Below are 15,562 nucleotides of genomic sequence, written 5' to 3'. Positions count from 1 at the left end.
AGATTCTGTCTGATCGCTGGCGCCGATCGAAGGGGAGAAAGGCCCGGCTAGTCCTTTCATCGTCCCTGGGTATGCGCATCGACCTCGCGCCAGTCGCCGGTCATCAGGGAATGGGGCGACCAACCCTCCGCCGGCATGGTCCAGCGCAGCGGCAGAGCCGCACGCCGGCGCACGACCCGGCGCGGCCGGACGGTCCAGAACCGCTCGGCCCCCCGGAAGGCGTCGATCTCGGGCGCGGACAGCACCACCTCGGCCTCGCCGGATAGCTGCAGCAGGTCACCGGTCGCGAAATCGGCGAAGACGAGGCCGGCCCTGCCGGTCGTCAGGATGTTGCCGAGCGTGGCGAAGAAGAGGTTGCCGGCGAAGTCGGGGATCGTGAGCGTGCCGTCGGCGGCGACGCGCACGAAGCCGGCCCTGCCGCCGCGATGCGAGACGTCGACCTGGCGGCGAGCCTCGCCGGTCTCGTCGCGCGCGGCGTATGAGGCGACGAAGAAGGTGTCGGCGGCGGCGACCATCGCGCGGGCCTCCGCGTCGAGCCCGTCGCGCTCCTCGACCTCGCCCGCGACGGGCATGCGCGGGTCACGGACGAGTCTCGGCTCCCGCAGCTGGATGTATCGCGGGCAGTTGCCGAAGCTCTGATCGACCGCGATGCGCAGACCATCGTCGGTCGCGGCGCGGATCAGGCCGTTGAGCCGATTGCGGCGGCGAGTCTGCAACTCGATGCCGAGGAGCCCGACGGCCTCGCCCGCGCGCAGGCCCGCGCCCGCCGGATCGCCGGGGTCGGGCTGCGCCGCCAGGGTGAGGGTTCAGGGATCCGGCGAGGCGAGGAAGCCCGGCGCCCCGGACAGAATCGTCGCCCAGGCGTCGCCCCTGCCGTCGACGCTGCCGACGACGACGAAGGGGAGCTGGGCGAAGAACGCGCGGTGCTGCTCGGGCATGAAATCCCGCACCACGCGCCGGCCGACCTCCTCCATGCGGCCGGCGACGCCGACCTGCTCCTGCATCGCCCGTTCGCCCGGATGCCAGACCGGCATCGCCCCATCATCGCTCATGATGTCGTCCTCCGATCCATGGTCCTCGCTGGTGCGCTCACGCGGCGGCGAGACCGGCGGGCGTGCGCGCGAAGGGCAGGAAGCCCGGCAAGCCCTCGATCCGGCGCAGGTACGAACCGACCTGCGGGTAGCCCGATAGGTCGACATTGCCTTCCGGCGCCCGCGCCAGGTAGCTGTAGAGCGCGACGTCCGCGATGGTCGGGCGCTCGCCCACCAGCCAGTCGCGGCCGGCAAGGTGGGAATCGAGGCGCCGCAGCAGGGTATGCGCCCGGCCGATCACCTCATGCGGGTCGAACGCGGCGCCGAACACCGTGACGAGCCGGGCGGCGGCCGGACCGTACGCGACCTCGCCCGCCGCGACCGACAGCCAGCGCTGGACGGCGGCCGCTCCCGCCGGATCCTCCGGCAGCCAGTCGGTCCGCCCGAGCTTCCGGGCGAGGTAGACCAGGATCGCGTTCGAATCCGGGACGACGACGCCGTCGTCGTCGAGCACCGGCACCTGCCCGAACGGGTTCAGGGCGAGGAAGTCCGGCACCTTGTGCGCCCCCGCCTTCAGGTCGACCTCCACGGCCTCGTGCGGCACGCCGAGGAGCGAGAGAAACAGGCGCGCCCGGTGGGCGTGGCCGGAGAGGGGATGGTGGTAGAGCTTCATGGCCGTGCGTCCCCGAAGAGCCGGACCGGGTCCGTCCCGATCCGCGAGGACACCATGATCCGATCGGGCGACGCGGAGAATGCGCGCTGATCGCACTTCATCGTTGCAGGGAGAGGAATAATCGCGCGGCCGCGCCGATCGCCACGAAGCCGTACCGTCCTCGACGCGTCCCGGCGGCTTTTGCCTCAAAGGGGTCGGTGACCTCGGCCTCGTTGGAGGCCTAGCGGCGCCTCGACAGGGTCCTGATCCCGAAAATCGGCGTGCCGGCCGACGTCTCAGCGAGGCGGCACCATCGGCGATCGAGGCGGCGGTGAAGGCCGGCCGCGGCGCCGTCTCCCTCGACGGGCGGCTGATCGACATCGCGTCGATCTGCATGGCCGAGGCGCTGATCGGCAAGGCCGACGCCATGGCGCGAACTTGACCTAACGGGAGCGGCGCGCCGGCAGCGGTGCAATGCATCGCCACCGGGGAGCCGGAAAGCCGCGCAGAAACGACGCACGGTCCTCGCATACGGCAGAAACAGTCCGATGCCATACGTCTGCAGGATGCCGGTCCGTGCAACCGCCTCGGTGGTTCGGACATTGACCTTAGGACCGGTTCGGGACTTGTGGAAGCACGCGACCGATGAGATCAGAACAGGGCGCTGGCCCAGCAAAGCGCCGGCGCGGTGGATGGCTGCTGGCCCTCGCGGTCCTGGCGGGGGCGGGCGGCGCCTATGCGTGGCAGAGCCGGCAGCATGCCGAGAACGCGAAGCCCGCCGCACGGGCCCCGGCCGCGGTGCCGGTGACCTTCGCGCAGGTCGAGCAGGGGCCGTTCGGCGTGGTGCTCGGTAGCCTCGGCACGGTCCAGGCCTACAACACCGTGCAGGTGCGCAGCCGGGTCGACGGCGAGATCCTGAAGATCGGCTTTCGCGAGGGCCAGGTGGTCAAGAAGGGTGACCTGCTCGCCCAGGTCGACCCGCGCCAGTATCAGGCCGCCCTCGACCAGGCGAAAGCCAAGAAGACCCAGGACGAAGCCAACCTCAAGAACGCCAAGGCCGATCTCGATCGCTACACAAAGCTCGGCGACTACGCCTCGCGCCAGCAGACCGACACTCAGAGCGCGCAGGTGAGCCAGCTCACCGCCCAGGTCGCCTCCGACCAGGCGGCGATCGACAACGCGGCGACGCAGCTCTCCTACGCGACGATCCAGGCGCCGATCGACGGTGTCACCGGCTTTCGCCAGATCGACGTCGGCAACATCGTCAACGCCGCGCAACAGACCGCGATCGTGACCATCACCCAGGTCGAGCCGATCTTCGTCGTCTACACCGCGCCCGAGGAGCAGCTGCGCGAGGTGACGAAGGCGCTCGCCGCCGGCTCGGTCCCGGTCGAGGCCTGGAGCACCGACGCGACAACGAAGCTGTCGGAGGGCCGTCTCGACCTCGTCAACAACCAGGTCGACACCGCCACCGGCACGGTGCGGCTGAAGGCGTCCTTCGCCAACAAGGACCACGCCCTGTGGCCGGGCCTGTCGGTCTCGACGAAGATGCGCACCGGCACGATTCCCGACGCCGTCACGGTGCCGGACGACGCGGTGCAGCACGGGCCGAAGGGGCTCTACGCCTTCGTGGTCGACGACCAGAGACGAGCCCACATGCAGCCGATCAGCGTCGGCCGCTCCACCGACGGCCGCACCCAGGTGACGAAGGGGCTGACCCCCGGCCAGACCGTGATCTGGCGCGGCCAGTCGCGGGTAGTCGAGGGGGCGCTCGTCGCCGAAGCGAAGCCGGCAACCCAGGAAGCGCGTCAAGCGGACAACGCCGCCCTGGCCGCGAGCGAGGCACGCTGACATGCAGTTCGGATCCGGGCCGGAGCAGGAGAAGGCCGTGCGCACCGGCATCTCCGGCTACTTCATCCGCTTTCCCGTCGCGACCTCGCTCATCATGGCGGGGATCCTGTTCATCGGCATCGTCGCCTACCCGCTGCTCGGCGTGGCGCCGCTGCCGCAGGTCGACTTCCCGACGATCCAGGTGACGGCGCAGCTGCCCGGCGGCAGCCCCGAGACGATGGCGTCCTCGGTGGCCCAGCCGCTGGAGCGCCAGTTCGCCCAGATTCCGGGCGTCAGCCAGATGACCTCGACGAGCGCACTCGGCATCTCGTCGATCACCGTACAGTTCGACCTCGGCCGCAACATCGATGGGGCGGCGAACGACCTCCAGGCGGCGATCAACGCCGCCGGCGGCCAGTTGCCGAAGAGCCTGCCGAGCCCGCCGACCTACCGCAAGGTGAATCCGGCCGACTCGCCGATCCTGCTGCTCTCCGCCACCTCCGACACCCTGCCGTTGATCGAGGTCGACGACGCCGCCGACGTGCAGCTCGCGCAGCGCATCAGCCAGGTCTCGGGCGTCGGCCAGGTGCTGATCGGCGGCCAGCAGAAGCCGTCGGTGCGGGTGCAGATCGACCCGGCGAAGCTCGTCGCCAAGGACCTGTCGCTGGAGGATGTCCGCACCCAGCTCTCGCTCACCACGGTCAACAACCCGAAGGGCAACTTCGACGGCACGACCCGCAGCTACACGGTCTACGCCAACGACCAGCTGACCGCCTCGAAGGACTGGAACGACGTCATCATCGCCTACCGCAACGGGGCGCCGTTGCGGGTGCGCGACATCGGCCACGCCGTGGCCGGGCCAGAGGACACCAAGCAGGCGGCCTGGGCCAACGGCAAGCGCGGCGTGTTCCTGGTGATCTTCAAGCAGCCCGGCGCCAACGTCATCGAGACGGTCGACCGGATCAAGGCCGAGCTGCCGCGCATCACCGCCTCGCTGCCCGCGGGCGTGAAGGTCGAGACGCTGAGCGACCGCACCCAGACCATCCGCGCCTCGGTCGAGGACGTGCAGTTCACGCTTCTCATCACCATCGCACTCGTCGTCGCGGTGATCTTCGTCTTCCTGCGGTCGATCTGGGCGACGATCATCCCGAGCGTGACGGTGCCGCTGGCCCTGCTCGGCGCCTGCGCGCTGATGTGGCTGGCCGGCTACACCCTCGACAACCTGTCGCTGATGGCGCTCACCATCGCGGTCGGCTTCGTCGTCGACGACGCGATCGTGGTGCTGGAAAATATCGCCCGCTACGTCGAGGAGGGAATGAAGCCGATGGAGGCCGCGCTCAAGGGCGCCGGCGAGATCGGCTTCACCATCGTGTCGATCTCGGTCTCGCTGATCGCGGTGCTGATCCCGCTGCTGCTCATGGGCGGCATCATCGGCCGGCTCTTCCGCGAGTTCGCGGTGGTGCTGTCGATGACGATCGGCGTCTCGGCCTTCGTGTCGCTGTCGCTGACCCCGATGATGGCCTCGCGCTTCCTCAAGGAGCACAAGGACGAGCATCACGGACGCCTCTACCGCTGGAGCGAGCGCGTCTTCGATAGCCTGCTGTCGGCTTACGAATCCGCCCTCGACGTGGCGCTCCGCCACCACGTCGTCACCTTCCTGACCTTCCTCGGCACGGTGGCGCTCACCGGCTACCTGTTCGTCGTGATCCCGAAGGGCTTCTTCCCGCAGCAGGATACCGGCCTGATCCAGGGCATCACGGAAGGCGGGCAGGACATCTCGTTCTCCGCCATGGAGGACCGCCAGCGCGCCGTCGGCGCGGTGATCCAGGCCGACCCCGATGTCGCGAGCGTCGCGATGTCGATCGGCGGCAGCGGCCAGGCGCTCAACTCGGGCCGGATGTTCATCACGCTGAAGCCCCGGGACGAGCGCAAGGCCAACGCCTTCCAGATCATCGACCGCCTGCGGCCGAAGCTGGCGCAGCTCGAGGGCGTCAAGGTCTTCCTCCAGGCCGCGCAGGACGTGCGGACCGGCGGCCGCTCCTCGCGCACCCAGTTCGAGTACACGCTCCAGGACCCGAACCTCGACGAGCTGAACGCCTGGTCGCCGAGGCTCCTCGAAAAGCTGAAGACCCTGCCGGAGCTGCGCGACGTCGCCACCGACCAGCAGACCAGCGGCACGACGCTGACCCTGGCGATCAACCGCGACGCCGCCTCGCGCTTCGGCATCACGCCGCAGCTGATCGACGACACGCTCTACGACGCGATCGGCCAGCGTCAGGTGGCGCAGTACTTCACCCAGCTCAACAGCTATCACGTGGTGATGGAGATCCTGCCGGCGCTCCAGGGCAACCCGGACAGCTTGCGCAACATCTACGTGAAGTCGCCCTCGACCGGCGGGCAGGTGCCGCTCGCCGCCTTCGCCACCTGGACCACCGAGCCGGTGCGCCCGCTCTCGATCAGCCACCAGGGCCAGTTCCCCTCGGTGACGATTAGCTTCAACCTCGCGCCGAACGTCGCGCTCGGCCAGGCGACGAACGCGATCGACGCCGCCGCCAAGGAGCTCGGCGTGCCGGCGACGCTCTCGACCGGCTTCCAGGGCACCGCGCAGGCGTTCCAGCAATCGCTCTCGACGGTGCCGCTGCTGATCCTCGCCGCGCTCGTGGTGGTCTACCTGATCCTCGGCATCCTCTACGAGAGCTACATCCACCCGCTGACGATCCTCTCGACCCTGCCCTCGGCCGGCGTCGGCGCGCTCGCGATGCTGTTGTGGTTCGGCTACGATTTCAGCCTGATCGCGCTCATCGGCATCATCCTGCTGATCGGCATCGTGAAGAAGAACGGCATCATGCTGGTCGACTTCGCGATCGTCGCCGAGCGCCACGAGGGCATCGGACCCGAGGAGGCGATCCGGCGTGCCGCCTTGTTGCGCTTCCGCCCGATCCTGATGACCACGATGGCGGCCCTGCTCGGCGGCATCCCGCTGATGTTCGGCACCGGCACCGGCTCGGAGATCCGCCAGCCGCTCGGCTACGCCATGGTCGGCGGCCTCGCGGTGAGCCAGGTGCTGACGCTGTTCACCACCCCGGTGATCTACATCTACCTCGACAAGCTCGCGACCTACCTGTCCGGCGGCTCGCACGGGCCGCGGGACGAGGAGGAGGCGACGCAGGACGAGGCACCGCCGCGCCTGCGCGAGGCGGCGGAGTAGGGGCCTTGCTCCCTCAACCGCCCGGGGCTTGTCGCGTCGAGACCGGCAGCGCCATGGTGCAGTGGACGCCGTCCGCCTCCAGCGCGTAGGTGGTCTCGGCGCCGAGCTGATAGGGCAGCACCCGCTCGATCAGCTCCCGGCCGGACCCGTTCTCCCGCGGGGCGGCCGGCATCGCGACGTGGCGCTCGCGCCAGTCGACGTGGAGCCAGGGCTCGGGCCGGCGCTCGACGCGCCAGCGGATGTCGAGCCGCCCGCCGGCTTGCGAGAACGCCCCGTACTTGATCGCGTTGGTGGCGAGCTCGTGCAGGGCGAGCGCGAAGGTCTGCACCGTCGAGGAACGCAGGGCGACGCCGACCGGCCCCTCGAGCGCCACCCGGCCGGTCTGGCCGTTCAGGGCGGCGAGCTCGATGCCCAGGAGCGCGTCGAAGGTGACGCGCTCCCCCTCCGCGAGGCGCGACAGCAGATCCTGGACGCGGGCAAGCGCCGCCAGCCGGTCGCCGAAGCGGTCGTTGAAATCGGCGAGGTCGGTCGAGCGCGCCGCGATCTTGTCGGCCAGCGCGCGGATCACGCCGAGGAGGTTGCGGGTCCGGTGCTGGAGCTCGGCGACGAGCGCCTGCTGGCGCTCCTGCAATTCGTGCAGGTCCTGAATATCGATCGCGGCGCCGAACCACTGGGTGACCGCCCCGTCAGGGCCGCGGATCGGCACCTGCCGCACAAGGTGCCAGCGATGGGCGCCGTCGGTGCGGCGGATGCGCTGCTGGCGCTCGACCGGGTCGCCGGTCGCGAAGGCGTGGGCGAAGGCCGCCTGCGTCGCCGCGGCGTCGTCGGGATGGATCGCGTCGAGCCAGCCGTCGTCCTGGACCTCGGCACGGTCCTGGCCGGTATAGGACCGCCAGCGGTGGTTGATGGCGATGTCGCGCCCGTGCGCGTCGCACCACCACAGCATGGCCGGGACGAGCTCGACCGTCAGCCGCAGGCGCTCCTCGCTGTCGCGCAGGGCTCGCTCGGCCTCCTCGCGCCGCCGGTCGGCGAGGATTCGCCCGGTGGTCTCGGTGGCGATGTTGAGGACGCCGCCGACAGATCCGTCGCCGAGCAGGACTGGGTCGAAGCTGAAGCTGAACCAGGCATCCTCGATCCGGCCGGCGCGGTCGAGCGGCAGGCGCCGGTCCGCGACCTGGGCGGCGCCCCTGCCGGCCAGCACGCCTGCGAGCATCGGCCCGATCTCGCCCCAGATCTCCGGAAACACCTCGCGGGCCGGGCGGCCGAGGGCGACGGCATGCTTCGTTCCGACGAGGCGGCGCCACGCGTCGTTGAAGACCAGAGCGAGGTCGGGACCCCAGTAGAGGCCGATCGGCGTGGCCGCAGGCAGGATGAGGTCGATGGCGGCGCGCAGCGGCGGGGCCCAGGCCTCGTTCGGCCCGAGCGGTGTCGCCGACCAGTCGTGGTCCCGGATGCGCCGGGCCATCTCGCCGTCTCCCGACGGCCAGGTCGTCACGGCCTCACCAGGATGGATACGATCATGACGGCATGGCCCTCGGGTCGGGCTCGCGGGCCCTGGCGGACAGCATGTCCGCTCCTCGGCCGCCTTGCCAACGATCTTCGGGCCTCGAGCGTCCGGTCCCCGTTGCTGCGTGAGGAGAGCCCGTCCCGAGAAGGGACCCGTCTCACGGGACACGCCCTCGGCGGAACCCCCGAGGCGGCGGCGTCAGGCCACCGCCGCCCGCTTCTGGAGGCTCAGCAGCATGTTGGCGATCTGGCGCACCTGCAGCTCGCTGTCCTGCAATTCCTTCTTGCGGGCGCCGCCATAGGCGAACTCGTCGTGGTCGATGCCCGGGACCGGCAGTCCGGTCTCCTCGAAGTAGTGCTCGAGGCGGGTGAGCAGCTGCCCCCAGACGCCGAGGCGCGACCAGCGGATGAAGGTCTGGGCCGCCATCCACCACGGGCCGTAATGCGCCGGCACGGCGCGCCAGTTGGTGTCGTGCCAGTGGCGCCAGAGTATCGCGTCGATGGTCCGCTTGAGGTCGTGAGGCTGCGTCTTGCCGCGAGGCCTGCAGCCCTCGAGCAAGGGCACGAGTACCGCCCACTGCGCCTCCGTCAGCATGAACATCCCCTCATTCGCGATTCCGCCGAGGAGCATATTACCAAGGGTAACCTGTCACTTCAATCGGGCCACTCACCGTTGGTTGAGTTTTGTTGACTTGATGCAACATGGGAACAGGCGGGGATCGTTTGTGTTCGAACATACGAGCGGGTAGAATCTTCGGCATATTGCTTTTTAGATTAGATGTTTCAGTATGTAACTACTTATCAATCAATCGGTGATCGAAAGAAGCATAGCGTGACCGGAATCGCCGTCCTGGGAAGCGCATCCCATCGTTGCTCCGCCGCCGATGACGCTGGATCACCAGCCGACACCACGCCCATGAAATACAAATATTAATCCGAAGCCGGCCAACGGCCGAAATCATCGTCAATAAATGAGATGTTATTGGGACCGACTGTCGCTGCGTTGTGGCAAGCGGATGAAGCTATACCGTCTGTTAGTCCTTGGGTCAGGCCCCAGGTCAGATGGCACCGGGTGGGTGATGCACTAACAACACCGCAGGTTCGACCGCCGCTGCATGGCCGAACCGCGAATATCCCGTCCGGGCGAGGCGGAGCGCGCCCGGTCGACATCGCGAGAACGATGCGCGGCGCATGCGGGTGCGCAGGTGGAGACGGTGGCACTTGCGCGCACCCGGCCGATTGCTTCGGACCGCCACCCGATCGCCGCGGAAGGCGCGACGGCGCCGGGACCGTCCCGGCGCCGCGGTCAGAAGCCGAAGTGGCTGAGCCCGGGATGGTCGTCCGGCCGGCGGCCCAGCGGCCAGTGGAAGCGGCGGTCGGCTTCCGCGATCGGCTGCTCATTGATGCTGGAATGGCGCACCCGCATCAGCCCGTCCTCGGCGAACTCCCAGTTCTCGTTGCCGTAGGCGCGGAACCACTGGCCGCTGTCGTCGTGGTACTCGTAGGCGTAGCGCACCGCGATGCGGTTGCCGGCGAAGGCCCAGAGTTCCTTGATGAGGCGGTAGTCGAGCTCACGGTTCCACTTGCGGGTCAGGAACGCCTCGACCTCCTGGCGGCCGCTGAGGAATTCGACGCGGTTCCTCCAGCGCGTGTCGGTGGTGTAGGCGAGAGCCACCTTGGCCGGGTCGCGGCCGTTCCAGCCGTCCTCGGCGAGGCGGACCTTCCGGACGGCGCTTTCCTCGTCGAAGGGCGGCAGCGGCGGGCGGGACATCGGCGGTCTCCTCGGGGATTTACGGGGAGGGCAGAGGGGCGCCCCCGATGCGCCCGCTATTCCTTGTGCGCGAACAGGTAGGTGCCGCTCGCCAGCTCCATGTTCTTCTGGTCGCCGAGCTGCGTCACGTAGGGCTCCTGGAGGAGCGAGAGAGGGTCGGCGGTGAAGTCCGAGAGGCGGCGCGACAGGAAGCGCTTGCGCACGTCCGGCGGCAGGCCGGCGGCCCAGGACTGGATGATCCAGGTCAGGCTCCAGATCGGCAGAAGCGAGGCCGGGACGTACTGGTGATCGACCGCGAGCTTGTCGGCGAACAGGTTGCGCAGGCCCTCGCCCGTCATGTTGTAGTAGTGGTGCGGGTAGCCGTGCAGCGGCTGCAGGAACGGCACCGCGCAGACCAGCCGACCGCCGGGCTTGAGCACCCGGGCGATCTCGCGGGCGCAGGCGAAGGGATCGCGCACGTGTTCCAGCACCGCGATCGAGATCACCCCGTCGAAGCTGTTGTCGCGAAACGGCAGCACCTCGCCGATGCCGAGCACGTCGGTGGTGTCGTAATCGGCGATCTCGAGATTGACGACGTTGGCGTAGTAGCGGTCGCGCCGCCCGGCGCCGCAATCGAGGACCAGGCCGTCGGGATGCGCCGCGATCAGCTCCTGGACGTGGCCGTCATAGGCGTTCTGCGAGACGTTCGGGCTGTCCTCGGCGCCCGAGAGGGCGCGCAACTCCTCGCTTAGATAATCGTACTTCTCCCCGAGGCGGCGGTGGGGCAGGTCGTCCCGCATCAGCGGCGCCAGCCGCGCGAGCTTCTGGGCCCGCATCGCCTCCAGCCCCTCCGGCAGGCGGCTCTGGCGCCGGCCCTGACGCAGGCCGTGACGCTCGAAATGCGCCCGCCCGCTGGCGAGCCGGCCCTCGCGCACAGCGAGGTGGAGGTCCGGGTTGGCGGCGAGGTAGTCGGCCTCGCGGAAGGTCGCCGCCGTCGCCGGCTCGACCATGTCGAGATAGGATACCACGACGTGCCCTAGAGACCGCGCAGGAAGCCGGCGAAGCGCATCAGCCCCTCCGGCCAGGGCCCATGCCCGCTCTCGGCATTCAGGTGCCCGGACTCGCCGGCATCGACCAGCTCCGCCCCCCAGGCGGCGGCGAAGTCCGCGGCCCGGTCGTAGGCCGTGTAGGGGTCGGTGCGGCTCGCCACCAGGACCGACCGGAAGGGCAGGGGATCGCGCGGAATCGGCGCGAAGGTGCGTAGGACCGCCGGCGTGTCGGGCCGCTCGACGTCCGGCAGTGCCACCAGGAAGGCGCCGGCGACGCGGCCCGGGGGCAGATAGGGCGCCGCCTGCACGCAGGAGATCACGCCGAGGCTGTGGCCGACCAGCACCACCGGCCGGGCCGCCGCCTGTACCGCAGCGATCACCGCGTCTCGCCAGGCCTCGGGCTCGGGCTGGTCCCAGCTCTCCTGAGTCACCCGGCGGGCGGTCGAGAGCCGCTCCTGCCAGCGGCTCTGCCAGTGGTCGGGCCCGGAATTGGTGTAGCCCGGGACGACGAGGATGTCGCAATCGGCCGATTTCATGCCGCACCGTTACAGCCGGGAGGCGGGGGCGTCGAGACCCCTTACTCGGCGGCGACCGCCGCCGGGGCGACACCGAGCAGCCCGGGGCCGACATGCAGCGCCAGGCCGGTCGAGGCGAGGTTCTTCAACTTGGCCTCGACCTCGATATCGCACCAGGCGAGGTGGCGGGCGACGAGGTCGTTGAGCGCGCGGTTCCACATCATGTCGGAATGGGCGGCGAGGTCGCGGCCGTTGAGGCCCGCCCCGGTGAGCGCGGCGAAGTCCGGCAGGGCGTCGGCGGCGTGGCCGGGCAGCACGTCCTCGCGCGAGACGCTGACATGCCCGACCGGCCGCACCCCGCGCCAGGACTCGATCACCCGGGCGATCCGTGGGTCGTCCGGTTCGATGTAGTCGCCGCGGCTGTGGATCCAGTGGTGGTGCAGGTCGAGCACCACCGGCACCCGGTCGGCGAGGCGCAGGACCTCGTCGAGGCCGAAGGCCGATTCGTCGTTCTCGACCGTGACGAGGTCGCGGGCCACTTGGCTGACGCGGTCCAGGTTCTCGCGGAACGCCTCGACGCCTGGGTCGCGGGCGCCGACATGGATGTTGACGTGGGCGCCGTGCGGGTGCCAGCCGCCGCCATAGCCCATCATCGCCATCACCTCGGCGTGGTAGTCGAGCTCGGCGATGCCGTTGTCGAGCGCCGCCGGGTTGCGGCTCGCCAGGATGCAGAACGGGCCCGGATGCATGCTGAGCCGCACGCCGCCCGCCCGCGCCGCCTCGCCCACCGCCGCGAGCCCCGCCTCGATCGTGCGGCGGAACTCCGGATCGGCGTAGAGGTCGCGCACCTCGGGGTGGGTGTAGCCCGGGAGGATCGAGCTCGCGAGGCGAAGCAACCGCTCCAGCGGCGGCCGGGCCGCCACCCAGGCGACTTGGCGCCCCATCGCCGCGAGATTGTGCGTCACCACCGCGACCAGCTTCGCCCGCGCCGCCGCCGGATCGAGCTTGCGCAGATGCGCGATCGTCACCGTGGTGACGTTCATCACCATGGCGGCGTCCTTCGCCGCCTTCAGGGTCTTGTGCCGGCCGGGCGGCTCGTCCGGGATGAACTTGCAGCAGAAGCCGAGGCGGGGGGAGGAAGCGGCGGAGGTCATGGCGGACAACGCGGCGTGCGCCGCCGCGGGTCCACGCGATACGGATGGGAAGTAGGGGTTCGCTCGACAAAAAAAGGCCGGCCCCGAGGGGCCGGCCCGTGCTGCTCAAGATCGCGAAAAAAATCAGTGCGTCTGGCGCCCCGGCTCGCCGGTGCCCGGCTGGGACTGGCCCGGCTGGTTCTTGCGCAGCTCCTCGCTTGCCGCGTTGGCGGCCGCGACGGCGGCGTCCTGGGCCTGATCGAGGGCGCTCTCGACGAACTGGCGGCCGCGCTCGGTCGCCTCGCGGGCATAGCGCAGGCCCTGGTCGCGGACCTCGTCGGCGTAGGGGCCGACGGTCTGATCCTCCTGGCGGGTGCGCGGCAGCAGCGCGCCGAGCAGCATGCCGGCGGCGAGGCCGACGACGCCGACCAGCACCGGGTTCTCGGTCACGAAGCGCTCGACGGCGTTCTGGCCCTGCGCGAGGCGGTCGCTGCCGCGGTCGCGCAGGTCGGCGTAGCGGCGCGAGCCGGTCTCGATCCGGTCGCTCGCCCAATCGCGGGCGCGGTCGATGGTGTCCGAGCTGCGGCCGCCGACGGCGCCGTAGGCCTGGCTCGCCTGAGCGTGGGCCCGGTCGACCGCCTCGTTGGCGCCCTGCCGCAGCCGGTCGGCGGCGGCGTCGGCCTTGGCGCGCAGCTGGTCGGCGGTCTGGCTGATGCGCTCGCCGATGGCCGAGGCGGTGTCGCTGACCCGCTCGGAGGCCTCGGACGCGGCGTCCTTCACGGTGTCCTTCACCGTGTGGCCGGCATCGCGGGCCGCGGACTGCGCCGAATCGAGGTTCTGGCGGACGGTGTCGTGGTCCTGGTGCAGGTTGCGCTCGGGCCCCGTCGCGGGGGTGTGGGCCGAGGGCGCGCCCGGATTGGCCGGGTTGATGGTGTGCTCTGCCATGACTCGGGTACTCCCTGGCAGGTCTTCCGGCAGGCTGGTGCCGCCGGAGCCTGCGGCCGATCGAAGGTGTCTTAGGGAAACGGGCGCCGGCCCGCGGGCCGGCGCCTGCTTACATGCGCATGCTGTCGGCGACGCGGTCCGCGGCCGGGTGGGCGGTCGGGCGGTCGGGGTCGTAGACCCGGGCCGCACCAGTCTTCAGCACCGGCACGGCCTCCGCCCCGTTCATCGTGGCGTCGAGGTGCTGGCGCCGCTGCGATTCCCGGGCGACGCGGTGGACCAGCCAGCCCACCCCGGCGACGATCAGCATGACCGGGACGGGGTTGCGCCGCACCGCCGCCAGCGCGCCGTCGTAGAGGCCGCTCATCGCCGGCGACTGCTTCACCGTGCCGAGCATCTCGTCGACGATGCTGGCCGGGGAGAGCCGGCCCTGGATCTGGTCGATGGTGCGGTCGAGCCGGGCCCGGGTCTCCTCGATGTCGTGCTCGAGATCGTTGATCGACTGGGTCATCCCGACACCCTCTCGGACAGGACCCTCGCATCCTGGCGCACCTGGCGCGTCGTGCGGGTCGGCGTCAGCGTGGACAGGGACATGGCGCTGCGGCCCCACAAGGCGAGGCCGATACCGATCGCCAGGAACACCGCCCCGACGATGAGCGCGGCCAGCGCCTCGGAATGCACCACCGTGGCGAGCCACTTCACCAGGGCGTCGGTGAGCACCAGGAGGGCGACCACGGCGAAGACCGCGGCGGCCACCATCATGCCGAGCCCGAGGAACAGCGACCTCAGGTTGTTCGACATCTCGGTGCGGAAGAGGGCGATCTCCTTGCGGGCGAGGTCGGTGGTCTCGCGCAGGGCATCGCCGAGGAGCCCCTGGATGCTTCCAGGGGCCCCGGTGCCGCCGATCGGGCGGCTGTCGGTCGTGTCGGCCATCGTGGCGATCCTCCGTCAGGCCGAGTAGCGCGGGCCGGACGCGCCGGTGCGGTACGGATCGGGGCGGGCGGTCTCGGGCTCGCTATGGGCGCCCGGCACGTCGCGGTGGCGCGAGGCGTAGGGATCGTACGAGGTGCCCCGCGCGCGGTCGGCGCCGACTTCAGGGCCCCGCGCGAAGGCCTCGCGGCCGTCGAGCACGTGGGACGGGTGGGCCGAGGCCCGGATGAAGCGGGCGGCGAGGAAGCCGGTGAGGAAGGTCGCCACCGCGACCGCCGCCGGCCGGCGCCGGGCCACCGACTCGATCTCGCTGTAGAAGTCCTCGAAGCTGCGCTCGCGGATCGAGCCGGAGAGCTGCTCCAGGCCATCCGCCGCGCTGTCGAAGAACGCCTTGACGTTCGGCTGCTGGTCGAGCTTGCCGCCGGAATCCCGCAGGGCCTGGGCGAGGTCGGAGACCGACTGGGCGGCGTCGCCCTTGCGCCGGTCGACGTAGCCGTGGACCTGCTCGCGGGCCGACTCGACGAGGTTGAAGCCGCGCTCCATCGCGACATCGCCGAGCTGGCGCACGTCGTGGCGCAGGTCGTTCCAATCCGCCGGGCGCTCATCGCCGGCCTGGTGCTGTCCGTTGTCGTAACCCGCGCTCATCAGGCAACTCCGTTCTTACGCGACGCGGCGGGCGGGCCTGAACGGCCGCCGCGCCGACCACATGCGACGATATTGCGAGTAACAGCAGCCAAGGCGCCCGGTTCCGGCCTGAACCAAGGTCGAATTGCGGCGGGATTCCTGTGGAGCGCCGGGCACAGCCCGCACGGGTGGGAGCGCTGCCGGATTCGCCGAAAGGGTTGACCAATTCGTGCGGATCGCGCTTGCTGCCGGTGCGTTTTGTCCATCGGGGGCGGATGGACGCGGCGACGTTCCCGTCCCTCTGGGGCGTCCTTCCGATCACGTGGCGGTCGGAGGAAGCCCCGGGTCACTGAAGTTTTGCCGCATTTCCTTCGACGAACCGGTGCCACGTC

13 protein-coding genes and 2 pseudogenes are annotated in these 15,562 nt (G+C 70.2%); 3 read left to right on the top strand and 12 right to left on the bottom strand.

What is annotated here, in order from left to right:
* Positions 1-83 precede the first annotated feature (83 nt).
* Both ACS5PV_RS02040 and ACS5PV_RS02035 read right to left on the bottom strand, forming a co-directional pair.
* Positions 84-1,052, bottom strand: a pseudogene (locus ACS5PV_RS02040) (pyridoxamine 5'-phosphate oxidase family protein); the annotation flags it as partial.
* A 37-nt stretch (positions 1,053-1,089) separates the two neighbouring features.
* Positions 1,090-1,704, bottom strand: coding sequence for a glutathione S-transferase family protein (locus tag ACS5PV_RS02035; RefSeq protein WP_455393702.1), 615 nt, complete (start codon positions 1,702-1,704; stop codon positions 1,090-1,092).
* Between the two features lie 295 nt (positions 1,705-1,999).
* Here ACS5PV_RS02035 and ACS5PV_RS02030 point away from each other — a divergent pair.
* The 3 genes and pseudogenes from ACS5PV_RS02030 to ACS5PV_RS02020 all read left to right on the top strand — a co-directional run.
* Positions 2,000-2,125, top strand: a pseudogene (locus ACS5PV_RS02030) (CoA ester lyase); the annotation flags it as partial.
* A 203-nt stretch (positions 2,126-2,328) separates the two neighbouring features.
* Positions 2,329-3,534 carry an efflux RND transporter periplasmic adaptor subunit gene (locus ACS5PV_RS02025; RefSeq protein ID WP_455393701.1) on the top strand — a complete coding sequence of 402 codons (1,206 nt, stop codon included), beginning with the start codon at positions 2,329-2,331 and terminating at the stop codon, positions 3,532-3,534.
* Between the two features lies 1 nt (position 3,535).
* Positions 3,536-6,721, top strand: coding sequence for a multidrug efflux RND transporter permease subunit (locus ACS5PV_RS02020; RefSeq protein WP_455393700.1), 3,186 nt, complete (start codon positions 3,536-3,538; stop codon positions 6,719-6,721).
* 13 nt (positions 6,722-6,734) lie between these two features.
* On the opposite strand, the gene ACS5PV_RS02015 is transcribed toward ACS5PV_RS02020, so the two are convergent.
* The 10 genes from ACS5PV_RS02015 to ACS5PV_RS01970 all read right to left on the bottom strand — a co-directional run bounded on the left by ACS5PV_RS02015 (position 6,735) and on the right by ACS5PV_RS01970 (position 15,191).
* Positions 6,735-8,186 carry a sensor histidine kinase gene (locus tag ACS5PV_RS02015; RefSeq protein WP_455393699.1) on the bottom strand — a complete coding sequence of 484 codons (1,452 nt, stop codon included), beginning with the start codon at positions 8,184-8,186 and terminating at the stop codon, positions 6,735-6,737.
* A 240-nt stretch (positions 8,187-8,426) separates the two neighbouring features.
* Complete coding sequence (locus ACS5PV_RS02010) at positions 8,427-8,828, bottom strand: transposase (RefSeq protein WP_455393698.1); 402 nt, start codon at positions 8,826-8,828, stop codon at positions 8,427-8,429.
* A 705-nt stretch (positions 8,829-9,533) separates the two neighbouring features.
* Positions 9,534-9,998 (bottom strand): nuclear transport factor 2 family protein, encoded by a 465-nt coding sequence (locus ACS5PV_RS02005; protein WP_455393697.1) that lies wholly within the window; start codon positions 9,996-9,998, stop codon positions 9,534-9,536.
* A 56-nt stretch (positions 9,999-10,054) separates the two neighbouring features.
* Entirely contained in the window at positions 10,055-11,005 is a 951-nt protein-coding gene (locus ACS5PV_RS02000; protein ID WP_455393696.1) for a methyltransferase domain-containing protein, read from the bottom strand.
* Between the two features lie 8 nt (positions 11,006-11,013).
* On the bottom strand, positions 11,014-11,562 hold the full coding sequence (locus tag ACS5PV_RS01995; protein ID WP_455393695.1) for an RBBP9/YdeN family alpha/beta hydrolase: 549 nt from the start codon (positions 11,560-11,562) through the stop codon (positions 11,014-11,016).
* 41 nt (positions 11,563-11,603) lie between these two features.
* Positions 11,604-12,695, bottom strand: a complete 1,092-nt coding sequence (locus ACS5PV_RS01990) for a UV damage endonuclease UvsE (RefSeq protein WP_455393694.1) — start codon at positions 12,693-12,695, stop codon at positions 11,604-11,606.
* A 123-nt stretch (positions 12,696-12,818) separates the two neighbouring features.
* Positions 12,819-13,619 (bottom strand): hypothetical protein, encoded by an 801-nt coding sequence (locus ACS5PV_RS01985; protein ID WP_455393693.1) that lies wholly within the window; start codon positions 13,617-13,619, stop codon positions 12,819-12,821.
* 109 nt (positions 13,620-13,728) lie between these two features.
* On the bottom strand, positions 13,729-14,127 hold the full coding sequence (locus ACS5PV_RS01980; protein ID WP_455393692.1) for a DUF3618 domain-containing protein: 399 nt from the start codon (positions 14,125-14,127) through the stop codon (positions 13,729-13,731).
* Positions 14,124-14,549, bottom strand: a complete 426-nt coding sequence (locus ACS5PV_RS01975) for a phage holin family protein (RefSeq protein ID WP_455393691.1) — start codon at positions 14,547-14,549, stop codon at positions 14,124-14,126. The genes ACS5PV_RS01980 and ACS5PV_RS01975 overlap by 4 nt, the downstream gene beginning before the upstream one ends.
* A gap of 15 nt (positions 14,550-14,564) precedes the next feature.
* Entirely contained in the window at positions 14,565-15,191 is a 627-nt protein-coding gene (locus ACS5PV_RS01970; protein WP_455393690.1) for a hypothetical protein, read from the bottom strand.
* Between the last annotated feature and the right edge of the window lie 371 nt (positions 15,192-15,562).

The sequence above is a fragment of the Methylobacterium sp. Gmos1 genome (genome assembly GCF_053764715.1).
The sequence above is the reverse complement of the archived record's forward strand: the minus strand, read 5'-3'. Positions and strand labels throughout refer to the sequence as shown.